Genomic DNA, 24118 nt, shown 5'->3' on the forward strand with positions numbered 1-24118 from the left:
TCCACCGGGCGGCCCCACGCTTGAAGACTTCCGGGCGCCGGAGGTCCGCGGAACCGACACACGTCGGCGCCGTCGCGGACCTGCGGCGCCTCGTCGTGTCTACGGGAGGTCGGCCATCAGCTTGCGGAGCAGGCTGTTGAGCACCTGGATCTCCTCGTCGTCGAACCCGGAGAGCGCGGCGCGCTGGACCTCCAGGCCGGCGGCGACCGCCTCGTCGACGAGGGCGAGCCCGCGCTCGGTGATCGTCACCTGGAGCCCGCGCCGGTCGTGCGGATCGGGGCTGCGGCGGAGCAGTCCGGCCTTCTCCAGCTTGTCCAGGCGCCCGGTCATACCGCCCGTGGTCAGCATCAGCGTGGCGGAGAGCTGGCGGGGCGAGAGCGTGTACGGCGCTCCGGAGCGCCGCAGGGTGCCGACGACGTCGAACTCCCCGCGCGCGATTCCGTAGCGGCCGTACGCCTGCTCCATCGCGTCGCCCATGGCCTTGCTGATCCGGTACACGCGGCCGAAGACGGCCATGGGGCCGGTGTCCAGATCCGGTCGTACTACAGCCCACTGGGCAATGATCGCGTCGACGGCGTCCGCGCTGATGTCCTTTTTGGCCTCGGTCATGGGACGCAGTATCCGGTTCCGACTTGATTGATTGCAAGAAAGTTGCTTGACGAAAAGTAGCTTAGGGGTAAGCTACTTTCGAGTGACCTACTTGGGGGGAATGATGGCGGTGGCCGGGGCCGGGAAGACCGGAGAAGAACGGGTGGCGGGGGAGCGGTCCCTGCTCGTCGGCGTCGGCATCAGCTCGGTCGGGATCGGGATGTACATCCCCTTCTCGCTCGTGTTCTTCCACCACCTCACCGGCCTCTCCTTCACGCTCGTCGGGCTGGTCCTGACCGTGACCGGCCTCGCCGGACTGGCCGTGATGCCGCTGGCCGGCTCCGCCGTCGACCGGTTCGGTGCCCGCCAGGCCAACCTGGTGCTCTACGCGATCCGTGCGCTCGGCTTCGTCCTGTACCCCCTCGCCGACTCCGTGCCCGCCTTCGCCGCCGTCACGCTGGTCACCGCACTCGCCGACCGCTCCTTCCCCGTCGTCCAGCAGTCCCTGATCGGAGAGGTGGCGCGCGGCGCCGCCCGGGACCGGCTCCAGGCGTCCATCAGGGCCCTGCAGAACGCCGGGATGGGCGGGGGCGCCCTGCTCGTCTCCGGCGTCCTCGCCCTGTCCGGCACCGGCGGATTCCAGTACACGGCCTACGGCAACGCGCTGGCCTTCGCCCTCGCCGGACTGCTCGTCAGCCGGGTCCGGCCCGTGCGCGGCGGCGCGGACGGCGGGAGCGGGACCGCCACCTCCGCGCGGCGGCCGTCCGCCGGCTACCGGATGGTGCTGGCCGACCGCCCCTTCCTGGGACTGACCGCCGCCAATTTCCTGACGGCCCTGGGCTACGCGGCCCTCTCCGTGCTCTTCCCGCTCTACATCGCGACCTGGCTGCGCGGACCCGACTCCCTCACCGGAGCCGCCTTCACCGTCAACACCGTCCTGTGCGCCGGAATCGGCGTCCTGGTCGCCGGCCGCGTCCGCCGCTCGGGTGCCCGCCGTACCCGCTCCGCCGCACTCGGAGCCCTGCTCTTCGCCGCCGCCTTCGCCGCCCAGATCGTCCTCGGCACCCTGCGCCCCGGACAGACCGTCACCCTGGTCGCCCTGCTGGCCATCGTGGTCGTCTACACCCTCGGCGAACTGATCCACAGCCCCTCCGGCGGCGCCCTGTCGGTCTCGGCCGCGCCGGAAGCCGTACGCGGCCGCTACCTGGCCACCTACCAGCTGTCCTACGCGCTCGCCACCGCCCTCGCCCCGTCCCTCTTCACCGCGCTGCTCGCCGTCGACGGCCGGCTGCCGTGGGCCCTGCTCACCGTCGCCGCCCTGGGCGCCGCACTGGCGCTGCTCCGGCTGGAGCGGCACCTGCCGGCCGAGGCCGTGTACGCCGTGCCCCCAGCGCGGGCCGCCCACGGCGAGCCGCGTCCCGCCCCCGCTGTGACCGCCGCCTGAGCCCCGCTCACCCGCGCTCGCTCACCCACCCTTCGTCACCTGTCCGAGGAGTCGTCGTGAACCGCCTCGCCACCGTCGCCCTGACCGCACTCGCCCCCATCTCGTGGGGCTCCACCTACTTCGTCGCGTCCGAGCTGCTGCCGCCCGACCGGCCCCTGTTCACCGGGGCCATGCGGGCACTGCCCGCCGGGCTGCTGCTGATCGCCCTCTCCCGGACCCTGCCCAAGGGCGCCTGGTGGTGGAAGTCCGCCGTCCTCGGCACCCTGAACATCGGCGCATTCTTCCCCCTGCTCTTCCTCTCCGCCTACCGGCTGCCCGGCGGTGTCGCCGCCGTACTGGGCGCCGCGGGCCCGCTGTTCGTCGTAGGACTCGCCGCCCTGCTGCTGGGCGAGCGGGCCAGGCTGCGGACCGTCCTCGCCGCCATCGTCGCCGCGCTCGGCGTGAGCATGGTGGTCCTGACCGCCGAGGCCCGGCTCGACCTCGTCGGCGTCGTCGCCGGTGTGGTCTCCTCCGCGTCCATGGGCGCGGGCACGGTGATGGCCAAGCGCTGGGGACGGCCCGAGGGCGTCGGTCCGCTGGCCGTGGCCGGCTGGCAGCTCGCCGCGGGCGGGCTGATCATCATCCCGATCGCCGCCGTCATCGAAGGGGCACCGCCCGCGCTCGACGGCAATGCCCTCCTCGGCTACGGCTACATGATGCTGATCAACACCGGGATCGCGTACTGGCTCTGGTTCCGCGGCATCGGCCGGCTCACCGCCACCTCCGTCACCCTGCTCGGCCCGCTGTCCCCGCTCACCGCCGCCGTCATCGGCTGGGCCGCGCTCGGCCAGGCGCTGTCGCCCGTGCAGCTGGTCGGCATGGCGATCGCCTTCGGTGCCACCGTCTTCGGCCAGCTGCCCGGACGCACGCCCAAGGCACCGGAAACGTTCAGTTCTTCTGAAAAGACCAGTCAGAATCTTTCGATGGACCTGGGCAATGCGGAGGTGCGACGGTAGTTCGACGACAGACAGACAACACCCCGAGGGGGAGACACCACGTGGCCGTCATGGACCAGATCCGCACCGTTTCGAAGGCACAGCGGCTTTCGAAGGCACGGCAGCTCAGCAGCCCGGGAAGGAAGGGCGCCGCCGGACTGGGCGTACTCCTCGCGCTGGTCGCCACGGTCGTCTGGTCCGGCAGCTTCGTCGCCACGCGGGGGATGGCCGAGACAGTCCCGCCCGTCCAGGCCGTCTTCTGGCGGTGGATCATCGCCGCCCTCGCGGTCACGCCCTTCGCGGCCCGGCAGGCCTGGCAGCAGCGGGCCCTGATCCGTCGGCACCTCGGCTACATCTCGCTGGCCACGCTGTTCGGCGTCACCCTCTACAACACCCTCGTCCACCAGGCCGGACTGACCACCTCCGCCTCCAACATGGGCATGATCATGGCCGCCTCGCCGGTCGTCATGGCCCTGTACGCCCGCCTCGGCGGCGAACGGCTCGGCGCCCGCCGTGCCTTCGGGATGCTGCTCGCGGCCCTCGGAGTGCTGCTGCTGGTCGGGGACGGCTCGCTCGGCTTCGACTTCGGCGCGGGCGACCTGTGGATGTTCGGCGCCGCCCTGTCCTTCGCCTCCTACAGCGCGCTGCTGAAGCGCAAGCCCGCCGAGATCGGCGGACTGGCCTTCCTGATCAGCACCTTCGTCCTCGGCGCGCTGATGCTGGCCCCCGCGTACGCCGTGTCCCTCACCGTCCAGGGCGGCTTCGAGGCCACCGCCGGGACGGTCGGACCGCTGCTGTACGTCGGCGTGTTCTCCTCCGCCGTCGCCTTCTTCGCCTGGAACAAGGCCATCTCGATCACCGGGGCCGCGCGGGCCGGCGTCGTCTACTACCTCCAGCCGGTGTGCGTGGCAGGACTCGGCTTCCTGCTGCTGGGCGAGCGGACCGGACCGGCGCAACTGCTCTGCATGGCGCTGATCCTGGGCGGGGTCGCCCTGGGCAGCGCCGTCGCCGTCCGGCGGTAGGTTCGGGCCCATGACCGAGTGGGACATCAAGAAGCTGCGGATCCTGCGGACCCTGGCCGACCAGGGCACCGTGACCGCGACGGCCGAGGCGCTGCACATGACGCCTTCGGCCGTTTCGCAGCAACTGACCAACCTCGCCAAGCAGCTGGGAGTGCCGCTGCTGGAGGCCCACGGGCGGCGCGTACGGCTCACCGACGCCGCCCACCTCGTCCTGCGGCACACCGAAGCCGTCTTCGCGCAGCTGGAACGGGCCGACGCCGAACTCACCGGCTACCTCGCCGGGGAGGTGGGGGAGGTACGGGTCGGCGCCTTCTCCACCGCCGTGCCGGTGCTGGTCGTCCCGGCCGTGGCGGCCCTGCGCCGGAGCCACCCGGGCGTGGAGGTCCGCGTCCGCGAGACCGAGGCCGCCGAGTCCTACGAGCTGCTGTCCACCGGGGTCGTGGACCTCGCCCTTTCGCTCGCGGCCCATGCGCCCGGCGCGCGGGACCACCGCTTCACGCGGGCCACCCTGCTGGAGGACCCGCTGGACGTGGCCCTCCCGCCGGGGCACCCGCTGGCGGAGGCCGCGGGCCTGCGGCTGGCCGACCTGTCCGGGGAACGGTGGATCTACGGAGGCAGCGGGCCCTGGTCGGAGATCACCCGCAGCGCGTGCGAGGCGGCCGGCTTCGTGCCGGAGCAGGCGCACTCCGCCTCCGGCTGGACCGCGATCCTGGCGATGGTGGAGGCGGGGATGGGCGTGGCCCTGGTGCCCCGCATGGTGTCGGGCCGGGCCTCCGGCGTCGCGGTTCGCGTCCTCACCCACGACCGGCCGACGCGGCACGTCATCGCGGCGGTCCGGCGGGGGTCGGAGGCAGCCCCGGCGGTGGCCCACGTGCTGAACGCGCTGCGGGCGGCCGCCGCGGGATGACCTACGCTGGCCCCTTTCTGTGATCTTCGACAAGGGGGAACTGGTGAGCCGGACAGGGAACAGACATCCGCGTGCCGCACGGGGAGGCCGACTGGCAGCCGGACTGGCGCTGGTGGCAGGGCTCTTCGCGGTGATGCCTGGGCAGGGGGTGGCCGCCGCCGACACCGATCCGGTGGCGCCGCCCGTGCGCACGATCTCGTACAACGTGTGCGGTGCGTTCGTCGACTGCCAGAGCACCATGGACCCGGCCACCTGGGCCGACGGCCTCAAGGGCCACATCACCGGCTGGGACACCGACGTGGTGATGCTCCAGGAGGCGTGCAAGGGCCAGTACGACCGGCTGCGCGCCGTGCTCCCCGGCTACGCCGGGGTCTGGGCCAGCACCCAGAAGGCAGCCCCTGAGCCGGCCCCGGGGTCACCCCCCAAGTGCGCCAAGTGGGGCGACGACACGAGCTTCGGCCAGGCACTGCTGATCAAGGGCCCGCAGAGCGAGGTCGTCGGCATGTCGGCCGTGGTGAGTCCGCAGGGCATGGAGGGCGAGAAGCGGTCGGTGGTCTGTGCCCGGACCCTCGTGGACGGCCGGACCGTTCTGGCCTGCGGCGCGCACCTGCGCCAGGACAAGGACGCCAAGAACGACACCCCGGCCATGCTGGCCAAGATCGAGGAGTGGTCGGGCGGCCTGCCCGTCATCCTGGGCGGGGACTTCAACGCCCGGCCGTACTACTCGCACATGGACGAGGTCTACGCCGGACTGCCCGGCACCCTCTCCCTCGTCGAGGCCGACAGCACCGACCGGAACCACTTCAGCGAGGCGTGCCTGGCGTCCGGCGCAACGGAGTGCCGCTCGGGCCAGCGCACCCACTGGGATCCCGTGACCTCGGCCTACGGCGGGAAGGTCGACTACACCTTCTTCAGCCGCCAGGACTTCGGCGATGTCCAGAGCCACGTCGTGGAGACCGGCTACACCAAGATGAAGGACCACAAGATGGTCCTCTCCGCCGCGAGCATCCACGAGCGCACGCCCACCGGAGGCGACCTCACCGGCGACGGCCGCCCCGACCTGCTCGCCGTCCAGGCGGACGGCTCGCTGCGGCTCTACCCGGGCCTCGCCGGCGGGAGCTTCGGCACGTACAAGGTGATCGGCCAGAGCGGCTTCGCCGGCGCCGACCTCAGCCACCGCGGTGACTGGACCGGGGACGGCCGCGAGGACGTCGTCGCCCGGATCGGCGACGAGCTGTGGATCTACCCCAACGTCGGCTACGGCCGGCTCGGCGAGCGCGTGCCCATGCGCGAGCGGCCCACCGGCTGGGCCCACGCCACCCCGCTCGCCGTCGGAGACATCGACGGCGACGGCCAGCCCGACCTCGTGGGCCGCAGCGCCAACGGCCTGTACCTGCACCGGGGCACGGTCGGCACCGTGCCGGCGCTGCCGCGCGACGTGGTGGTGCTGGGCGGACCGGAGTGGAAGGACTACGAGATCCTCGCCCCCGGCGACGTGAACACGGACGGCCGCGCCGACCTGTGGGCGCGCGGCGCCGACGGACAGCTGCGACAGTTCCTCTCCGCGGGCGCCGCGGCCCTGCCCGCGCCCACCGTGATCCACACGGCGCCGGCCGCCTCGTACCCGCTGGCCGGGACGGTCGGCGACCTCGACGGCAACGGCCACGCCGACCTGCTGCTCACCACGGCGCCGCAGGACCCGGCCACCGGAGACCTGCAGTTCCTCGGCGGTACGGGCACCGGCTTCGCGCCGCCCGTCCGCATCGGCGAGAACGGCTGGCGCTGGATCCAGTCCATGCGCTGATGTGACCGAGGGCGCCCCCGGTGCGTCACGCACCGGGGGCGCCCTCATGTCGTCGTCGGCGCGTCAGGAAGCCGCGGCCTCGTCCGCCGCCTGCGCGCGCAGGGCACGTTCGATGCCCGCGCGGGATTCCGACACCAGCCGCCGCAGGCCCGCGTTCGGCTCGGCCGAGGCCAGCCACGCGTCCGTCGCGTCCAGGGTCTCCTGGGAGACCTGGAGCGACGGGTACAGACCCACCGCGATCTGCTGCGCGATCTCGTGGCTGCGGGTGTCCCAGATCTCCTTGACCACCGCGAAGTACTTCTCGGCGTACGGGGCGATCAGCTCGCGCTGGTCGGCCTGGACGAAGCCGCCGATCACCGCTTCCTGCACCGCGTTCGGCAGGTCACCCCGCTCCACCACCGAGGCCCACGCCCGGGCCTTGGCCTCGGCCGTCGGCCGGGCCGCACGCGCGGTCGCCGCGTGGCGCTCACCCGCCGCCGTGGGGTCCCGCTTCAGCTCGGCCGCGATGGCATCCTCGTCGGCGACACCCGTCGCGGCGAGCCGCTCCAGGAACGCCCACCGCAGCTCGGTGTCCACGGCCAGGCCCTCGATCTCCGCCGCACCGTCAAGCAGCGCCGAGAGGTACGTCAGCTGCCCCTCCGTACGGGCCGTCGCCGCGAAGGCACGCGCCCACGCCAGCTGGTGGTCGCTGCCCGGCTCGGCGCCGCGCAGGTGCTCCAGCGTGGCCTCGGTCCAGGTGGCCAGACCCTGCTCGCGCCACGCCGGGTCGGCGTACAGGTCGATGGCCAGCTTCACCTGGCGGTGCAGGGACTGCACGACGCCGATGTCCGACTCCTTGCCGATGCCGGACAGCACCAGCGCCAGGTAGTCGCGGGTCGCCAGCTCGCCGTCGCGGGTCATGTCCCAGGCGGAGGCCCAGCACAGCGCGCGCGGCAGAGACTCGGTGAAGTCGCCCAGGTACGCGGTCACGTTCTCCAGCGAGACCTCGTCCAGGCGGACCTTCGCGTACGACAGGTCGTCGTCGTTCAGCAGGACGACGGCCGGCCGGGCGCGGCCGACCAGCTCCGGCACCGCCGTAAGGTCGCCGTCGATGTCCAGCTCGACGCGGTCCGTCCGTACGAGGCTGCCGTCGCGCAGGTCGTACAGGCCGACGGCGATGCGGTGCGGGCGGAGCACAGGCTCGCCCTTGGCGCCCGCCGGCAGCGCCGGGGCCTCCTGGCGGACGGCGAAGGCGGTGATGGCACCGCTCGCGTCCGTCTCGATCTCCGGGCGCAGGATGTTGATGCCGGCCGTCTCCAGCCACGCCTTCGACCAGACGGTCAGGTCGCGGCCGGAGGTCTCCTCGAGGGCGCCCAGCAGGTCGGACAGGCGCGTGTTCCCGTACGCGTGTGCCTTGAAGTACGCCTGCACGCCCTTGAAGAAGGCCTCCATGCCGACGTAGGCGACGAGCTGCTTGAGCACCGAGGCGCCCTTGGCGTACGTGATCCCGTCGAAGTTGACGAGGACGTCGTCCAGGTCACGGATGTCGGCCATGATCGGGTGCGTGGATGGCAGCTGGTCCTGCCGGTACGCCCAGGTCTTCATGGAGTTGGCGAAGGTGGTCCACGCGTGCGGCCACTTCGAGCCGTCGGCGTACGCCTGGCAGGCGATCGAGGTGTAGGTGGCGAACGACTCGTTCAGCCACAGGTCGTTCCACCACTCCATGGTGACGAGGTCGCCGAACCACATGTGGGCGAGCTCGTGCAGGATCGTCTCGGCGCGCGTCTCGTACGCCGCGTCCGTCACCTTCGAGCGGAAGACGTACTGGTCGCGGATGGTGACGGCGCCCGCGTTCTCCATCGCGCCCGCGTTGAACTCCGGGACGAAGAGCTGGTCGTACTTGGCGAAGGGGTAGTCGTACGCGAACTTCTCCTGGAACCACTCGAAGCCCTGCCGCGTCACGTCGAAGATCGCGTCCGCGTCGAGGAACTCGGCGAGCGAGGGGCGGCAGTAGATGCCGAGCGGGACGGACTGCCCGTCCGGGCCCTCGTAGGAGCTGTGCACCGCGTGGTACGGGCCGACGATCAGGGCGGTGATGTACGTCGAGACGCGCGGGGTCGGCTCGAAGTGCCATACGGTCGAATCGGGGCCCTTCGGCTCAGGCGTCGGAGAGTTCGAGATGACCGTCCAGCCCTCCGGGGCCGTCACGGTGAACCGGAACGTCGCCTTCAGGTCGGGCTGCTCGAAGCTGGCGAAGACCCGCCGCGCGTCCGGCACCTCGAACTGCGTGTACAGGTACGCCTGCTGGTCGACCGGGTCGACGAAGCGGTGCAGGCCCTCACCGGTGTTGGTGTACGCGCATTCCGCGACGACGCGCAGCTCGTTGTCCCCGGCCGCGAGCTGCGTCAGCGCGATCCGGGAATCCCGGAACACGGCGGCGACGTCCAGCGCCTTGCCGTTCAGCACGACCTCGTGCACGGCCGGCGCGACCAGGTCGATGAAGGTCTCGGCGCCGGCCTCCGCCGCCTGGAAGCGCACGGTGGTCACGGACGGGAAGGTCCCACCCTCCTGCGCGCCGCTGAGATCGAGTGCGATCTCGTAGGAGTCGACAGTGAGCAGCTTCGCCCTCTGCTGAGCCTCTTCACGGGTGAGATTCGTGCCTGGCACGCGTTCATCTCCTTCGATGGTGACGTTGCCCGCCATCTTTCCACGCCGCTCAGGTGCCGTGCCCGGTGAATTGGCTGCGGCTGGCTTCCGCAGGATTCACCCGTAGGGCTGATGTTTAGTCCCCTGCCAGCAGCGGGTATAAGTTCAGCCTTAAGCTCGCCCGCATGTGGGAGATCATTCTGCTGGAACCCGTAGAGGCGTGGTTCCTGCGGCTTTGCGAGGACGAGCCGCAGGTCCGAGGTCCGGATGCTGTTCGTGTTCGATGCGGACCGGGAAGCGGTCATCCTGGTCGCGGGAGACAAAGCAGGCCAGTGGAGCCGCTGGTACGACGAGAACATTCTGATCGCCGAGCAACGGTACGACCACTACGTGTCCGGCAAGGAACGAGGAGGTACAAGGTGAAGGGACGTTCGTGGCGAGAGGTGCGTGCCGAAGCCTTGGAGCGCCAGCCGTGGCTGGGAACCTCCGAGGCCGAGGAAGGGCGGGCGCAGGTCCGCGAGGAGAACACCGCCCGCATCCGAGGGCATGAGCTGGCACGGCTCAGGCGGTCTGCCGGTCTGACGCAGGCGGGCGTCGCCGCGGCACTGGGCGTCAGTCAGGCACGCGTATCGCAGATCGAGCACGGGCAGGTCGACAGCCTTGACGTCCTGCGTGCCTACGCGGCCGCGCTCGGCGGTGAGGTGTCGGTGATCGTCCAGCGCGGCGATGTCACGGTCAAGGTGGCCTGACCCTTGAAGATCGGCGTGAGCCTGCCGGTGGAGGACGTCGCGTTCCTCGACCGCTACGCGGCGGAGAAGGGGCTCGGGTCGCGCTCAGCAGCACTGCGGGCCGCGATCCAGCGCCTTCGCGCACGCGAGGTCGGAGATCTGCCGGCAGCACGACCCGCTCGCAGGCCGTGACGCGCGGAGGGGAGGGCGCCCACCGGGCGCCCTCCCCTCCGTCACGTGGTGGATCAGCCCTGCTGGAGCTCCTCGGCCACCAGCTCCGCGATCTGGACCGCGTTCAGCGCGGCGCCCTTGCGGAGGTTGTCGCTGGAGAGGAACAGCGAGAGGCCGTTCTCGACGGTCTCGTCGACGCGGATGCGGCCCACGTACGAGGCGTCCTTGCCGGCGGCCTGGAGGGGGGTCGGGATCTCCGAGATCTCGACGCCGGGGGCGTCCTTCAGCAGCTCGTAGGCGCGCTCCACGCTGATCGGGCGGGCGAAGCGGGCGTTGACCTGGAGGGAGTGGCCGGAGAAGACCGGCACGCGCACGCAGGTGCCGGAGACCTTGAGCTCCGGGATCTCCAGGATCTTGCGGGACTCGTTGCGGAGCTTCTGCTCCTCGTCGGTCTCGTGCGAGCCGTCGTCCACGATCGAGCCCGCGAGGGGGAGCACGTTGAAGGCGATGGGGCGCTTGTAGACGGCCGGCTCGGGGAAGGCGAGGGCCTCGCCGTCGTGGGCCAGCTCCGTGGCGCGCGCGGCCACGGCCTGGATCTGGCCGTCGAGCTCGGCGACGCCGGCCACACCGGAGCCGGACACGGCCTGGTAGGTGGTGGCGATCAGCGCGGTCAGTTCGGCCTCGTCGTGCAGCGGGCGCAGCACCGGCATCGCGGCCATGGTGGTGCAGTTCGGGTTCGCGATGATGCCCTTGGGGCGGTTCTTGATCGCGTGCGGGTTGACCTCGGAGACGACGAGGGGGACCTCGGGGTCGCGGCGCCAGGCGGAGGAGTTGTCGATCACGACGGCGCCCTGCGAGGCGACCTTCTCGGCCAGGGCCTTGGAGGTGGCGCCGCCCGCGGAGAAGATGACGATGTCCAGGCCCGAGTAGTCGGCCGCGGACGCGTCCTCGACGGTGATCTCCCGGCCCTCCCAGGGCAGCGTGGAGCCCGCGGAACGGGCCGAGGCGAACAGCCGCAGCTCGGTCACCGGGAACTTCCGCTCGGCGAGGATGCCGCGCATGACTCCGCCGACCTGTCCGGTGGCTCCGACGATTCCGACCCTCACGGTGACTCCTCCTGGTACGTACAGCGTGGTCAAGCCTGGTCCATCATGCGTGCGAACCCGGCCTGCTTGTCCAATCCATTGTCCGCAGTGCGGGACGCGGGCGGGGAAAGGCCGGAGGGGCGGCGCTCGCGAGAGCACCGCCCCTCCGGTGTGCACGTCCTGCGGGAGGCCTACAAGAGGCCTACGGAAGGCCCTACGGGAGGACCTTCTCGATCTGGACGCTGCCGGTGCCGGCGGCGGTGCCGCGGGCGTTGAGCAGCTGGACCTGGCCGAAGAACTGACGGCCCTCGGGGGCCGCGCTGCTGACCAGGACGTTCGCCGAGACCTGCGCCGAGGCGCCGGTGGCGAGGTTCACCGCGGCGGCCTCGTCGACCTGGACGGAGCCCAGGGCGGACGAGAAGTACACGTCGCGGTAGTCGTACGTGGTGGAGCCGGCCGGGACCGCGTAGCCGATCACCTTGACGGTGTAGGTGCCGGCGGCCGGCTTGACCAGGCTCACGGCCTCCTCGGAGTCGCCGTCGGCGGAGGAGCCGACCTTGATGCCGTCCTTGTAGACGTCGAGGTCGAGGTCGGCGCCGGTGTCGGACACCTTGCCGATCGCGATGTCGAGGCGGGAGACGCCCTCGCCGATCACGACCTCGGTGGTGTGGGTCTCACCGTTCGCGATGGTCGGCGTGGCGACCTTCGCGGAGCCGAGCGCGCCGCCCTGGAGCTTGCCGCCGCTGATGGCCGCGGCCTCGTTCTTGACGCTCCACTGGACCGGAGCCGGGGTGCCCTGCTTTACCTCGGGCAGGACCTTGACCGCCGGGTCGAAGGCCGCGCCGAGCACGGAGACGTCCAGCTTGTACGGGTTGTCGAGCAGCGGCGACGTACGGCGCGACTCGACCTCGATCTCCCAGACGCCCGGCTGCGGCTCGGGGTACGAGCGCACGTCGGGGCGGCAGGTGTTGGCCGGGTTGTTGTAGTTCGGGTAGCAGTTGACCGTCGAGGTCGGGTCGACCGGGGTGCCGTACGGGTGGATCGAGACGAAGCGCGTCTGGCTGCCCGCCGCGAGCCCGCCCAGGGCGACCTCGAGGGTCTTGGTGCCCTGTGGGACGGTCACGAAGTACGACTTGTGGCTGTTGCGCTGTACGGAGGAGGCCTCCGACAGCGTGAAGGACGGAGCCGTCAGCGGGGTCGCCGCGACGACGGTCGTCAGGATCTGCTTGTCGATGCCCTCGGTGGTCTCGTCGTCCAGCTGCAGGATGCCGCTGTGGACGCCGGCCGTCTTGGCGTTGGCCTCGACCTTGATGGTGACGGGCTTGTTCAGCGGCAGGGTGACGTAGTCGTAGCCGCCGATGACCTTGAACGTGCCGTCGTCGTTGCGCCAGCTCAGGTTGTGCCGGGTGCCGTACTTCACGCCCGTGGTGCGGGTGACGACGACGTTGTAGACCTTCTTCTGGCCGACCTTGAGGCCGCCCTCGCGGTCGTACAGGCCGGTGCCGAAGCCCGGGGTCTTCAGGAACTGGTCGATCGCGGTGTCGACCGGCGCCTTGACGGTGAACTCGTTCGCCGTCGCGCCGCGCTGGATGGACTCCCACGCCTCGACGACATCGATGAGACCGGCACCCTGTGCGTGGGCCGGGACGTCGTCGATCTTCTTCGCGGTGCTGGTGAGCGCGGTGCGCAGGCCCGCCGGGGTCAGCGCGATGTTCTGCTGCTTCGCGGCCGAGATCAGCAGGGCGCTCGCGCCCGCCGCCTGCGGCGAGGACATCGAGGTGCCCTGGAGCATGCCGTAACCGGCCGGCAGGCTGTAGCCGGCCTCCGCCACCGGCTGGCCGGGCAGCCAGGTCTGGATGGTGTTGATGGAAGCGCCCGGGGCGGTGATGGTCGGCGTGAAGCCGCCGTCCTCACGCGGACCGCGCGAGGAGAACGGGAACATGTTGTACTTCGTCGCCACGCCGGAGCCGTAGTTGGCGGCCCAGGTCTCCTTGGAGACCGCCGCACCCACGGAGATGACCTTGTCCGCGAGGGACGGGTCTCCGATGGTGTTGACACCGGGGCCCGAGTTGCCGGCCGAGATGACCAGCTGGACGCCGTAGGTGTCGATGAGGTTCTTGTAGAGCTCGGAGCGCGCGTTGTTGCCGTCGTTCAGCGCCGGCAGACCACCGATGGACATGTTGACGATGTCCACGCCGCGGTTGACGACGAGGTCGATCATGCCCTCGGTCAGCGCGATGTTGGTGCAGCCGCCGGACCAGGAGCAGGCGCGCGAGGAGACGAGCTTCGCGCCGGGCGCCTCGCCGTTCATCGCGCCGCCGAAGAGGCCGTTCGCCGCGGTGATGCCCGCGACGTGCGTGCCGTGCTCGGACTCGATGATGCCGATGTTGACGAAGTCGGCCTTCTTGCCGACCCAGTCCCCGCCCAGCGGGTCCATCGGGACGTCCTTGCGGATCTCGATCACGAACGGGATGCGCTCGGCGACCTCGGTCGCCGGGTTGTCCGTGCCGAAGTAGCCGATCTGGTAGCCGTCCTTGTACGGCTTCATCGGCTCGTTGTTCGTGAAGTCGCCGTCCTGGTCGGTGTCGACGCGGACGGTGCCGGCGGCGGCGTCGTAGAGCATGCCGAACCGGTCGGTGGTGTCACCGTCGCGGTTGACGTCGCCCTTCATGTCGCCGTTGGCGGTGATCGACTCGGTGAAACGGCTCCACTGGAAGCTGCCTTCCGGCGCCTTCCAGCTCTGGCCGCCCGCGGAGAAGGTGCCGCCCGCGGCGGTGACCGGGGTGATCTGGGCGCGCCAGGTCCCGTCGTTGTCCGTGATCGGGTCGGTCGCCGTCACCCAGTCGACGATCTTGCGCTCGCCGGTGGTGGTCTTCTGCAGGGCCGGGTGGCCGAGGTCGACACCCGAGTCCATGATGCCGATGGTCACGCCACGGCCGTCGGCCTGCGGGTTCTTCTCGACGAAGTCCACCGCGCCGGTCTCGAAGGACGGGTTGTACGGGTTCTTCGCCGGAGTGTTCCTGTCCGGCGCCGCGTACGTCTCGGCCGCGGTCTTCTCGGTCTTGTCCGTCCCGCGGTCCGCGTCGGGGCGCGGGTCCGGCAGCTGGATCTCGTGCCGCAGGTCGATGCCGTGCACCGAGGACAGCTTGGTCGCCGCCTTCAGCGCGGCCTCGGCCTTGTCGGTGGGCAGGGTGGCGCGGACGTAACCGAGCTTGTCGTACGTCCGGCCCACCGAGGCGCCCTGGACGGCGTCGAGCTGCTGCGCCACCTGCTGGGTCTGGCCGGGAGCGGTGGCGACCATGACGGTGACGTGCGCGTCACCCTTGGCCTTGGCCTCCTGGAGCAGCTCGGCGTCGGCCGAACCGAGCTTCTGGTCGGCCGACTTGACCGGCGTGGTAGTCCACTGGTCGTCGGCCGTGCCCGCCGCGAAGGCGGGCATCGCGCCGGTGGCGCAGAGCGCCGCCACCAGGCCCGCGGCCGCCGCGACGCGGCCCACGCGTCTGGCGCCGGGTATGGCCCCGCTGGTGGAGCTGGGGGATTCGAGGGTCATCAGCATCCCTGGCTAAGTGAAAGATACGGTCCGGAATTCGGTGCCGGATGACCGGTCAGCTTTGCGCAAGGGACAGCTTTTTGGGGAGAGTTGTCATTGACCGAGACCTGACATGGCGGACTCCCGCCAGCGCGGAGTATCCGCCAGTAGGTGGATGTCAGGACAAGGCGGTGCAACTCGCAGGCTTCCGCGAGTGGATTTATCGACTCTCCGACCCCGCGTCAGACGGAGGGTGGACTTCCGTCTCGCGACAGGTGTGACAGATTTCGACCGCTCAGCGCTCGCGCGTGCGCGCGTAATGGCGCGAGGCCTTCGCGCGGTTGCCGCAGCCGGCCATCGAGCACCAGCGACGGGTGCCGTTGCGCGAGGTGTCGTGGAAGTGCAGGACGCAGGTCTCCGAAGCGCACTTGCGGATCCGGTCGGGCGCGGTGCTCAGCAGGTCCAGGTAGTCGCGCGCCGCCGTCCAGGCCGGGCCCCAGGCGGGATCGGCGAACTCGGGGCGCTCGCCCGGCCCTTCGGCGGTCAGTGTCGCGCGGATCCGGCCGTGGTCCAGGACGGCGTCCACCAGGGCGCGCGCGCTCTCGTCGGCCGGCTGCGCGACGGCGCGGGCCAGTGCCTCGCGCGCGGTCAGCAGGTGGACGAGGGTCGGGGCCTCGGCGCGGAAGCGGCCGGCCAGACCGGCGCTCTCCAGCCAGACGGCGAGTCCCTCGATCCGGGTCAGCCCGGCGGCGCCGGAGAACAGGTCCCGCGGTTCGCCGTCCTGCACCCAGCGGGTGTTGAGCAGGTCGAGGGAGAGCGGCTCTCCGGTCAGTGGACGCGGGTCCGTCGCCTGTGCCGTCATGCGTGCCTCCTCGCGTGCTAACCCCTCAAGGTTACGTGACCGGTTGACGTCCAGGTGCCTAACCCCTAATCTCGATTTAGAAGGTTAGAACTCTTTGGGGAAGGGAACCGTCATGACGACGACCGCCATCAGCACGCTCCGCACCGGGCACGTGGGCCTGAACGTCACCGATCTGGACCGCTCGCTCGCCTTCTACCGCGACGCGCTCGGCTTCGACCTGCTGGGCGAGGGCAAGGAGGAGGACCGCCGCTTCGCCTTCCTCGGACAGGACGGCGAGCTCGTCCTCACGCTCTGGCAGCAGGCCGAGGACCGGTACGCCCCGGCCGCCGCCGGACTGCACCATCTGGCGTTCTCCGCCGGCGACATCGAGGAGGTCCGGGCCTACGAGGACCGGCTGCGCGGCCTGGGCGTCGCATTCGCCTACGAGGGAGTCGTCGCCCACGGCGAGGGAGCGGCCTCGGGCGGGATCTTCTTCCACGACCCCGACGGCGCCCGTCTGGAGATCTCCGTGCCCACCGGCGCCGAGGGCGCGCCTGCACCGACGGAATCCGCGCCGACCTGCGGCTTCTTCTAGGACCCGCTAGGACCCGCTCGGAGAGGAGTGCCGCCATGGCGTACCACTGGGGCTCGCTGGCCGTGCAGGAACGGGTCGGCGTACGTCAGCTCGCCGACCACGTCGGCCGCTCGATCGGCACGGGCATCCGGGACGTCGCCGCGGCGTTCCTGGGGCTCCAGCCGCACCTCGTCGTCGGCGCCGCCGACGCTACGGGGCGGCTGTGGGCCTCGCTGCTCACCGGTGAGCCCGGATTCGTACGGGCCACCGGGCCGGACCGGATCACGGTCACCGGGGGGCTACCGGCAGGGGACCCGCTCGGGGAGGCCCTGGCCACGGCCGGCACCCGGGTCGGGACCATCGCGCTCGACCCGCGCACCCGGCGCCGGATGCGGCTGAACGGAACCCTGGAGGTGACGGGACGCGGCTTCGCGGTGCGGGCCGAGCAGGTCTTCGCCAACTGCCCGAAGTACCTGCAGAAGCGGCAGCCGCTGGACGTGGTGGCCGAAGGGGCCGGTGTGCTGCGGCGCGGGGAGGCGCTCACCGCCGACCAGCGGCGGGCCGTCCGTGCCGCCGACACCTTCTTCATCGCCACGACCGCCGAGGAGGACGGGGCCGACGCCAGCCATCGGGGTGGACTGCCGGGCTTCGTGGAGGTGCTCTCCCCGTCCGAGCTGGTCTGGCCGGACTACGCGGGCAACGCGATGTTCCTGACGCTGGGGAACCTGGCCGCCGACGAGCGGGCCGGGCTGCTCTTCCCCGACTGGGAGAGCGGTGCGGTGCTCCAGCTGAGCGGGCGGGCCCGCACCGAGTTCGGGGCCGACGGGGGGCGACAGGTGCGGTTCACGGTGGAATCGGTGGTGGAGAGCCTGCATCCGGGGCGGCTGCGCTGGAGCGCTCCGGAGTACTCCCCGGCCAGTCCGCAGCCGGGGCGGCCGGCGACTCACCGGGGGAGCACCACCAGGTAGGCGGCGGGCTCCTGGTCGCCGGAAGCCGTCAGGGCGGTCCGGATGACCGCGGCCTGCTGCTCGGGCCAGTCCCGGAGCTTGCGCGGGGTGAGGTGGAGGACGGTCACCCCGAGCCGCTCCAGCGTCTCGCGCTTGCGCACGCACTCCGACCAGTCGTCGTCCGCGCCCTGGTGGGGGGCGCGGGTGTCGATCTCGATGGCGACGGCCTGCTCGGGCCAGTACGCGTCGACCCCGCCGAGGTGCGGGCCGCCGGGCAGCCGCAGGTCCACGTTCCAGACGGGATCGGGCAGTTCGTAGCCGCGTACGAGCTGGTACAGCCGGTCCTCCGCGATGGCCCGGCCCTCGGCGAGGAGGTACTCGACGGCGTCGACCACGTGCGGCCGGTTCAGCAGCCGGGCCACGGTCAGCTCCCTTACGACGGCGGCCGGTTCGCAGTGGCCGGCGCGGACGGCCTCGCTGAGCAGGCGGCGTACCGTGCCGGCGTCGGACAGCTGGGCGACGGCGTCGGCGACGGCGCGGGCCACCGGTGCCACGGGCAGCCCGGTGACCTCCAGAGGCCGGGGCGGCGTGTGCGTCCGTACGATCCGCACGTCGCCGGTCGAGCGCAGCCGGCGGGTGTTGGCCACGAGCACGTCGATGTGGGAGAGCCCGAGCAGGGCGGGCACCGAGGAGAACCGGTAGAGCGCGAGCGCGGCCAGCCCGGTGATCATGACCTCGCCGCCGCCCCGGCGGTCGGCGTACAGCAGCGCGGCGTGCAGCCGCTCCTCACTGGTCGCGGGCCCGGAGTGGAGCAGGAACACCCCCGGCAGCACCTGCTGCCAGGGCCGCCCGGCGGCGTCGGAGGCGCTGATGCCGTGCTCGCGCAGCTGGGCGAGGGTCAGCACGCGGGGGCGGCTGGCGGTGAGGTGGGTGAGGGGGAGGGGTGCGTTCTGGTTCATGACGCGGTGATTCCCTCAGGCCATGGCCTTGCTAACCCCTGTTACACCACTGTCGGCAAATCGGGACAAGCCGGGGCTAAAGTACGGGCGTTCGACTGCCGATGGGAGGTGCGCCGACGAGGCGGATCAGCCTCGCCGGCGCCCACGGCGCGGGGTCTGGGGCGGAGCCCCAGCAGCGGACCCGCGGGGTCAGCCGGCCGCCGCGTCGCAGGCCTGGGCGCGCAACGCCCTGGCCAGGTCGTCGCGGGATTCCAGGACCAGGCGGCGCAGGGCCGGCGGAGCCGAAGGGTGGGACGACAGCCACCCGTCCGTCGCCGCCACCGTGGCCCGCGAGTCCTGGAGCGACGGGTAGAGCCCCTTCACCACGTCCATGGCGATCTGGATCGACCGCTCCGTCCACACCCGCTCGATCACCTCGAAGTAGCGCGCCGCGTACGGGGCCAGCAGGGCCCGCTGCGAGGGCTGCTGCATCCCCGCGATCGTCGCCTCCACCAGCGCGTTCGACAGCGCGTCCGACTCGACGACCGCCGCCCACGCCTGGTCCTTGACCGCCGCCGACGGGCGCGCGGCCAGGCACCGCACCTGGTGCCGCTTGCCCGACGCCGTGTCGTCGCGCGCCAGTTCGGCGGTGAGCGCGCCCTCGTCCACCGCCCCGTGCGCCGCCAGCGGCAGCAGGAAGTCCCAGCGCAGCTCTTGGTCGACCTCCAGCCCGTCGATCCGCGCCGAACCGTCGAGCAGCCCCAGCAGCAGCTGGAAGTCGCCCTCCGTCATCGCGCTCGCCGCGAAGAAGCGGGCCCAGGTCAGCTGGTGTTCCGAACCCGGTTCGGCCAGCCGCAGCTCGTGCAGCGCGCCCGCGGCCAGCTCCCGGCCGCTCTCCTCGCGCCGCTCGGGCGCCGCGTAGTGGGTGACCGCGCCGAGCGCCTGCGTGTGCAGCATCTGGAGCACGCCGACGTCGCTCTCCCGGCCCGCGTGGGTCAGGACCAGCGAGAGGAAGTCCCGGGCCGGCATCAGCCCGTCCCGCGTCAGGTTCCACAGCGCCGACCAGCTCAGGGCGCGGGCCAGCGGGTCGCTGATGTCGCCCAGGTGCGTGCGCAGCGTCGCCAGCGAGGCCTCGTCGAAGCGGATCTTGCAGTAGGTGAGGTCCTCGTCGTTGACCAGGACCAGGTCGGGCCGCTCGTGCCCGGCCAGTTCGCCGATCACCGTCCGGAGCCCGGCCACGTCCGCCTCGGCCCGCGCGTAGCGGACGAGGGAGCCGTCGGCCTCCAGCCGGTACAGGCCGACCGCCACCCGGTGGGGACGCAGCTCCTCCCCTTCCTGGACCACCGCGAGCTCCGTCATGCGCCCGCCCGCGTCACAGGTCACCACCGGCGTCAGCGTGTTCACGCCCGCCGTCTGCAGCCAGGCCCGCGACCACTCGGCCATGTCCCGCCCGGAGACCTCGCCGAGCACCGACAGCAGGTCGTCCAGGGTCGTGTTCCCGTAGGCGTGCGCCTTGAAGTAGCGCCGCGCGCCCTCCAGGAAGGCCTCCCGGCCCACGTACGCGACCAGCTGCTTGAGCACCGCCGCGCCCTTGGCGTACGTGATCCCGTCGAAGTTCAGCTTCGCGTCCTCCAGGTCACGGATGTCGGCCGTGATCGGGTGCGTGGAGGGAAGCTGGTCGGCCCGGTAGGCCCAGGCCTTGCGGTTGTTGGCGAAGGTGACCCAGGCCTGGTCGAAGCGGGTGGCCTCGACCAGCGCGAAGGAGCCCATGAAGTCCGCGAAGGACTCCTTCAGCCACAGGTCGTCCCACCACTTCATGGTGACGAGGTCGCCGAACCACATATGCGCCATCTCGTGCAGGACCGTGTTCGAGCGCCGCTCGAAGGAGGCCTGCGTGACCTTCCCGCGGAAGATGTACTCCTCCTTGAAGGTCACCATCCCCGGGTTCTCCATCGCACCCAGGTTGTACTCCGGCACGAAGGCCTGGTCGTACTTCCCGAAGGGGTACGGGTAGTCGAAGATCTCGTGGAAGAGGTCGAAGCCCTGCTTGGTGACCAGGAAGACATCGTCCGCGTCGAAGTGCTTCGCCAACCCCTTGCGGCACATCGCGCCCAGCGGGACCGTCAGGTCCCCGCGCGTGTAGGTGTCCGTCACGTAGTGGTACGGGCCCGCCACCACGCACGTGATGTACGTGGAGATCGGCGCGGTCTCGGCGAACCGCCAGACCCCGGACTCCCGGGACTCCTCCGTGCCGTTGCTCCACACCTGCCAGCCCTCGGGCGCGGTCACCTCGAAGCGGTACGGGGCCTTCAGGTCGGGCTGCTCGAAGTTCGCGTACACCCGCCGGGCGTCCGCCGGCTCGTACTGGGTGTAGAGGTAGACCTCGCCGTCCTCCGGGTCCACGAAGCGGTGCATGCCCTCGCCGGTCCGGCTGTACGCGCAGTTCGCGTCGACCACCAGGACGTTCTCGGCGGCCAGCCCGTCCAGGGAGATCCGCGCCCCGTCGAACACGGTGGCCGGGTCCAGCGCGCGGCCGTTGAGGGTGACGGAGTTCACCGAGGGGGCGATCAGGTCCGCGAAGGAGGAGGCTCCGGGGGTCGCGGCCCGGAAGCGGACGGTCGTCACCGAGCGGAAGGTCCGGGGGCCGTGGGCCGGCTCGGCCTCGTCCACCGCGGACCTCAGGTCGAGGACGACCTCGTACCCGTCGACGGACAGCAGTTCGGCCCGCTCGCGGGCCTCGTCACGGGACAGATTCTCTCCGGGCACGTGCACTCCTTCGTGCGTGATCGTGTTCTTCGGTTCGAATCCTCCCACGGGGGAATGCGAGGGGGTCCGGTCTGGTTGGCGCTGGGGACGGTGGCGAGCCAAGGCCCTTATCCCCAGTTGAGGAGAGATATGTCCGACACGCAGGTGAGTGAGAAGACCCCGGTCGACTTCTGGTTCGACCCGCTCTGCCCCTGGGCATGGATGACGTCCCGTTGGATGCTCGAGGTCGAGAAGGTCCGCGATGTCGAAGTCCGCTGGCACGTGATGAGCCTGGGCGTGCTGAACGAGGACAAGCTCGACGAGCTGCCGGAGAGCTACCGCAAGCTGCTCGGCCCCGAGGCCTGGATCCCGGTGCGGGTCGTCATCGCCGCGGAGCAGAAGCACGGCAAGGAGATCACGGGCAAGCTCTACACCGCCCTCGGCACCCGCATCCACAACGAGGGCCGGGGCAACACCCCCGAGGTCATCGCCGAGGCGCTGGCCGAGGTCGGCCTGCCGACCGATCTCGCCGCGTACGGCACCTCCGACGCGTACGACGCCCAGCTGCGCGCCTCGCACAACGACGGCATACAGCGCGTCGGCCAGGAGGTCGGCACCCCGGTGATCTCCGTGCCCGGCTCGGACGGCAAGGACGTCGCCTTCTTCGGTCCGGTCGTCACCCCGACCCCGCGCGGCGACGACGCCGCCCGACTGTGGGACGGCACCCTGCTCGTCGCCTCCACCCCGGGCTTCTTCGAGATCAAGCGGACCCGCGACAAGGACCCGAACTTCGCGTAGCCGCAGGGCCGCAAGACAGACGGAAGACCCCCGCGAGTCATGTCCTCGCGGGGGTCTTCCGTTGGACACGCCCGCACGCGAAGGTTGAGAAGACGATCACGAGGCGGGCGGCTTTCGGGTGCCGATCAGCCCTGCGCGGGGATCAGCAGCGGGGTGTTCGCCTTGGCGTCGGCGTAGCGCTTGGCCACGTCCTGCCAGTTGACGACATTCCACATCGCCTCGATGAAGTCCACCTTCTGGTTCTTGTACTGAAGGTAGAAGGCGTGCTCCCAGGCGTCGAAGACCAGGATCGGCACGGAGGCCTGACCCACGTTGCCCTGGTGGTCGTAGATCTGCTCGACGATCAGACGGCCGCTGATCGGCTCGTACGCCAGCACGCCCCAGCCGGAGCCCTGCGTCGCGGAGGACGCGAAGGTCAGCTGCTTCCTGAAGGCGGCGAAGGAGCCGAAGGACTCGTCGATCGCGGCCGGGAGCTCGCCCAGGCCGTCCTTCTCGTCCGGGATGCCGCCGCCGTCGCCGGTCTTCGGGCTGGCCATGTTGTGCCAGTAGATGCTGTGCAGGATGTGGCCGGAGAGGTGGAACGCGAGGTTCTTCTCCAGGCCGTTGAGGGCGCCCCAGTTCTCCTTGTCGCGCGCCTCCGCCAGCTGCTCCAGCGTGGTGTTGGCGCCCGCGACGTAGGCCGCGTGGTGCTTGTCGTGGTGCAGCTCGATGATCTGCGGGTTGATCACCGGTTCGAGCGCCGCGTAGTCGTACGGAAGCTCCGGAAGCGTGTAGATGGCCATGCGTGTATCGGTCCCCTCGGCGTGCCAATCGCTTATTGCAATAGATGCGCAACTGCACGCTAGCAGTATCTATTCCGCGTCACGAGTAAGGGTCACCTCTCCTGGGGGAACGCCGTGGAACGGCGGAGGCCGGGCCCATGCCCGCGCATGAGCCCGGCCTCTGACGTGCCGTCCGGTGTGTGGTGGGGCGAGCCTTACGCCGCCACGGCGCGGCGCGCCCGGACCTCCCGGGCCCACGCCACCAGCAGCACCGCCGCCGCCGCGCCCGAGGACCACAGCAACTGCGGCCTCGCCGAGTCGTCGAACAGCATCAGGACCAGCACCGCCGCCATCCCGAACAGCGCCGCCCACGTCAGGTACGGGAACAGCCACATCCGCAGCGTCAGCCGCTCCGGCATGTCCCGCTCCAGCCGGCCGCGCAGCCTCAGCTGCGAGACCGCGATCAGCGCCCACACGAACAGCAGCACCGCCCCGACCGCGTTGAGCATGTAGAGGAAGACCGTGTCGGGCCACAGCAGGTTCAGCACCACCGACACGAAGCCGAAGGACACCGAGGCGAACACCGCCCGCCGCGGCACCCCGCCGCCCGAGACCTTCAGCAGGGCGCGGGGCGCCTCGCCCCGCTCGGCCAGCGAGAACACCATGCGGGAGGACCCGTAGAGGTTCGCGTTGAGCGCCGACAGCAGCGCCACGAACACCACGATGTTCATGATCTGGCCCGCCGCCGGGATGCCGATGGAGTCCAGGACGGCCACGTACGGGCTCTGACCCGGCTTCAGCGATTCCCAGGGCAGCAGGGTCACGATGACCAGCATCGAGCCGACGTAGAAGAAGAGGATGCGCCACACCGCGCTGCGCACCGCGCGGGCCACGGACCGGGCCGGGTCGTCCGACTCGGCCGCGGCGATCGTGACGACCTCCAGGCCGCCGAAGGCGAAGACGACGGCCAGCATGCCGGCGATCATCCCGCCGATGCCGGCCGGGAAGAAGCCGCCGTCGCCACTCAGGTTGGCCAGGCCCACCGGGTCCGTGTCCGGCAGGAAGCCGAAGATGGCGAGGGTGCCCAGGATCAGGAACAGCACGATCGCGCCGACCTTGAGGGCGGCGAACCAGAACTCGAACTCACCGAAGTTCCGCACGGCGGCCAGATTGCTGAGCGTGAAGACCACCATGAAGATCAGCACCCAGACCCACTGGTCGACCGAGGGCAGCCAGCCGTTCGCGATCTTCGCCGCACCGGTCGCCTCCACGGCGAGGACCACGACCAGCAGGAACCAGTACAGCCAGCCCGCCGAGAAACCGGCCCAGCGCCCCAGGGCCTTCTCCGCGTAGACCGAGAAGGAACCGGAGGCGGGCATCGCGGCCGACATCTCGCCGAGCATCCGCATCACCAGCATCGCGAGCACGCCCGCGAGCAGGTACGAGCAGATGATCGCGGGACCGGCGATGCCGATGCCGGCGCCGGAGCCGACGAACAGCCCGGCGCCGATCACGCCGCCGAGACCCAGCATGGTCAGATGGCGCTGCTTGAGGCTGTGGCTGAGGGGTTCCGGGGGCAGGCCGCCCTCGGTGACGGGCGGTTCGGGCAGGAGGTCGCGCATATGGGTGCTCGTACT

At 71.0% G+C, this 24118-nt stretch carries 20 protein-coding genes; 11 read left to right on the forward strand and 9 right to left on the reverse strand.

Annotated features, from left to right (window positions below; genetic code table 11):
- Positions 1-99 precede the first annotated feature (99 nt).
- Positions 100-609 (reverse strand): MarR family winged helix-turn-helix transcriptional regulator, encoded by a 510-nt coding sequence (locus ACWDYJ_RS07930; RefSeq protein WP_451564613.1) that lies wholly within the window; start codon positions 607-609, stop codon positions 100-102.
- Positions 610-691: 82 nt separating this feature from the next.
- Here ACWDYJ_RS07930 and ACWDYJ_RS07935 point away from each other — a divergent pair, with 82 nt between their 5' ends.
- The 5 genes from ACWDYJ_RS07935 (at position 692) to ACWDYJ_RS07955 (ending at position 6739) form a co-directional block, all read left to right on the forward strand.
- Positions 692-2032, forward strand: a complete 1341-nt coding sequence (locus ACWDYJ_RS07935; RefSeq protein WP_451564614.1) for an MFS transporter — start codon at positions 692-694, stop codon at positions 2030-2032.
- Positions 2033-2088: 56 nt separating this feature from the next.
- Entirely contained in the window at positions 2089-3027 is a 939-nt protein-coding gene (locus tag ACWDYJ_RS07940) for an EamA family transporter (protein ID WP_451564615.1), read from the forward strand.
- Between the two features lie 41 nt (positions 3028-3068).
- Positions 3069-4028 carry a DMT family transporter gene (locus ACWDYJ_RS07945; RefSeq protein WP_451564616.1) on the forward strand — a complete coding sequence of 320 codons (960 nt, stop codon included), beginning with the start codon at positions 3069-3071 and terminating at the stop codon, positions 4026-4028.
- Between the two features lie 10 nt (positions 4029-4038).
- Positions 4039-4935: a LysR family transcriptional regulator gene (locus tag ACWDYJ_RS07950; RefSeq protein ID WP_451564617.1), complete on the forward strand. Its 897-nt coding sequence runs from the start codon at positions 4039-4041 to the stop codon at positions 4933-4935.
- A 112-nt stretch (positions 4936-5047) separates the two neighbouring features.
- On the forward strand, positions 5048-6739 hold the full coding sequence (locus tag ACWDYJ_RS07955) for an FG-GAP-like repeat-containing protein (RefSeq protein ID WP_451564618.1): 1692 nt from the start codon (positions 5048-5050) through the stop codon (positions 6737-6739).
- Between the two features lie 63 nt (positions 6740-6802).
- Here the strand turns inward: ACWDYJ_RS07955 and pepN (ACWDYJ_RS07960) are convergent, their stop codons facing one another.
- Complete coding sequence (gene pepN, locus ACWDYJ_RS07960) at positions 6803-9385, reverse strand: aminopeptidase N (protein ID WP_451564619.1); 2583 nt, start codon at positions 9383-9385, stop codon at positions 6803-6805.
- Between the two features lie 246 nt (positions 9386-9631).
- On the opposite strand from pepN (ACWDYJ_RS07960), the gene ACWDYJ_RS07965 reads away from it, so the two are divergent.
- The 3 genes from ACWDYJ_RS07965 to ACWDYJ_RS07975 are packed head-to-tail and all read left to right on the forward strand — an operon-like array spanning position 9632 to position 10284.
- A complete protein-coding gene (locus ACWDYJ_RS07965; protein ID WP_451564620.1) occupies positions 9632-9787 on the forward strand; it encodes a type II toxin-antitoxin system RelE/ParE family toxin in 156 nt (51 codons plus the stop codon).
- A complete protein-coding gene (locus ACWDYJ_RS07970) occupies positions 9784-10113 on the forward strand; it encodes a helix-turn-helix domain-containing protein (protein WP_451564621.1) in 330 nt (109 codons plus the stop codon). Before ACWDYJ_RS07965 ends, ACWDYJ_RS07970 begins: the two co-directional genes overlap by 4 nt.
- Before the next feature lie 3 nt (positions 10114-10116).
- A complete protein-coding gene (locus tag ACWDYJ_RS07975; protein WP_451564622.1) occupies positions 10117-10284 on the forward strand; it encodes a ribbon-helix-helix domain-containing protein in 168 nt (55 codons plus the stop codon).
- Positions 10285-10337: 53 nt separating this feature from the next.
- Here the strand turns inward: ACWDYJ_RS07975 and ACWDYJ_RS07980 are convergent, their stop codons facing one another.
- From ACWDYJ_RS07980 to ACWDYJ_RS07990, 3 genes are all read right to left on the reverse strand, one after another.
- Positions 10338-11369 carry an aspartate-semialdehyde dehydrogenase gene (locus tag ACWDYJ_RS07980; RefSeq protein WP_451564623.1) on the reverse strand — a complete coding sequence of 344 codons (1032 nt, stop codon included), beginning with the start codon at positions 11367-11369 and terminating at the stop codon, positions 10338-10340.
- A gap of 193 nt (positions 11370-11562) precedes the next feature.
- On the reverse strand, positions 11563-14898 hold the full coding sequence (locus ACWDYJ_RS07985) for a S8 family serine peptidase (RefSeq protein ID WP_451564624.1): 3336 nt from the start codon (positions 14896-14898) through the stop codon (positions 11563-11565).
- A gap of 274 nt (positions 14899-15172) precedes the next feature.
- Positions 15173-15739 (reverse strand): CGNR zinc finger domain-containing protein, encoded by a 567-nt coding sequence (locus ACWDYJ_RS07990; RefSeq protein WP_451564625.1) that lies wholly within the window; start codon positions 15737-15739, stop codon positions 15173-15175.
- 112 nt (positions 15740-15851) lie between these two features.
- Here ACWDYJ_RS07990 and ACWDYJ_RS07995 point away from each other — a divergent pair, with 112 nt between their 5' ends.
- Positions 15852-16313, forward strand: a complete 462-nt coding sequence (locus tag ACWDYJ_RS07995; RefSeq protein WP_451564626.1) for a VOC family protein — start codon at positions 15852-15854, stop codon at positions 16311-16313.
- A 35-nt stretch (positions 16314-16348) separates the two neighbouring features.
- Positions 16349-17260, forward strand: a complete 912-nt coding sequence (locus ACWDYJ_RS08000; RefSeq protein WP_451564627.1) for a pyridoxamine 5'-phosphate oxidase family protein — start codon at positions 16349-16351, stop codon at positions 17258-17260.
- On the opposite strand, the gene ACWDYJ_RS08005 is transcribed toward ACWDYJ_RS08000, so the two are convergent.
- Both ACWDYJ_RS08005 and pepN (ACWDYJ_RS08010) read right to left on the reverse strand, forming a co-directional pair.
- Entirely contained in the window at positions 17236-18198 is a 963-nt protein-coding gene (locus ACWDYJ_RS08005; RefSeq protein WP_451564628.1) for a hypothetical protein, read from the reverse strand. The genes ACWDYJ_RS08000 and ACWDYJ_RS08005 overlap by 25 nt on opposite strands.
- 189 nt (positions 18199-18387) lie before the next feature.
- The gene (gene pepN, locus ACWDYJ_RS08010) at positions 18388-20943 is read right to left on the reverse strand and encodes an aminopeptidase N (protein WP_451564629.1); all 2556 of its coding nucleotides are present in this window, start codon (positions 20941-20943) and stop codon (positions 18388-18390) included.
- A gap of 129 nt (positions 20944-21072) precedes the next feature.
- On the opposite strand from pepN (ACWDYJ_RS08010), the gene ACWDYJ_RS08015 reads away from it, so the two are divergent.
- Entirely contained in the window at positions 21073-21720 is a 648-nt protein-coding gene (locus ACWDYJ_RS08015; protein WP_451564630.1) for a mycothiol-dependent nitroreductase Rv2466c family protein, read from the forward strand.
- A gap of 125 nt (positions 21721-21845) precedes the next feature.
- On the opposite strand, the gene ACWDYJ_RS08020 is transcribed toward ACWDYJ_RS08015, so the two are convergent.
- Together ACWDYJ_RS08020 and ACWDYJ_RS08025 are read right to left on the reverse strand one after the other, a co-directional pair.
- Positions 21846-22502 carry a superoxide dismutase gene (locus ACWDYJ_RS08020; protein ID WP_451564631.1) on the reverse strand — a complete coding sequence of 219 codons (657 nt, stop codon included), beginning with the start codon at positions 22500-22502 and terminating at the stop codon, positions 21846-21848.
- A gap of 194 nt (positions 22503-22696) precedes the next feature.
- Entirely contained in the window at positions 22697-24103 is a 1407-nt protein-coding gene (locus ACWDYJ_RS08025) for an amino acid permease (protein WP_451564632.1), read from the reverse strand.
- Positions 24104-24118 lie beyond the last annotated feature (15 nt).

It is taken from the genome of Streptomyces sp. NPDC003042, from assembly GCF_053591315.1.

Coding starts and splice junctions, on each gene's coding strand:
- ACWDYJ_RS08005 (WP_451564628.1), bottom strand. CDS start 18,198: ATGAACCAGAACGCACCCCTCCCCCTCACCCACCTCACCGCCAGCCGC.
- ACWDYJ_RS08020 (WP_451564631.1), bottom strand. CDS start 22,502: ATGGCCATCTACACGCTTCCGGAGCTTCCGTACGACTACGCGGCGCTC.
- ACWDYJ_RS07930 (WP_451564613.1), bottom strand. CDS start 609: ATGACCGAGGCCAAAAAGGACATCAGCGCGGACGCCGTCGACGCGATC.
- ACWDYJ_RS08015 (WP_451564630.1), top strand. CDS start 21,073: ATGTCCGACACGCAGGTGAGTGAGAAGACCCCGGTCGACTTCTGGTTC.
- ACWDYJ_RS08025 (WP_451564632.1), bottom strand. CDS start 24,103: ATGCGCGACCTCCTGCCCGAACCGCCCGTCACCGAGGGCGGCCTGCCC.
- ACWDYJ_RS07985 (WP_451564624.1), bottom strand. CDS start 14,898: ATGACCCTCGAATCCCCCAGCTCCACCAGCGGGGCCATACCCGGCGCC.
- ACWDYJ_RS07950 (WP_451564617.1), top strand. CDS start 4,039: ATGACCGAGTGGGACATCAAGAAGCTGCGGATCCTGCGGACCCTGGCC.
- ACWDYJ_RS07990 (WP_451564625.1), bottom strand. CDS start 15,739: ATGACGGCACAGGCGACGGACCCGCGTCCACTGACCGGAGAGCCGCTC.
- ACWDYJ_RS07965 (WP_451564620.1), top strand. CDS start 9,632: ATGCTGTTCGTGTTCGATGCGGACCGGGAAGCGGTCATCCTGGTCGCG.
- ACWDYJ_RS07995 (WP_451564626.1), top strand. CDS start 15,852: ATGACGACGACCGCCATCAGCACGCTCCGCACCGGGCACGTGGGCCTG.
- ACWDYJ_RS08000 (WP_451564627.1), top strand. CDS start 16,349: ATGGCGTACCACTGGGGCTCGCTGGCCGTGCAGGAACGGGTCGGCGTA.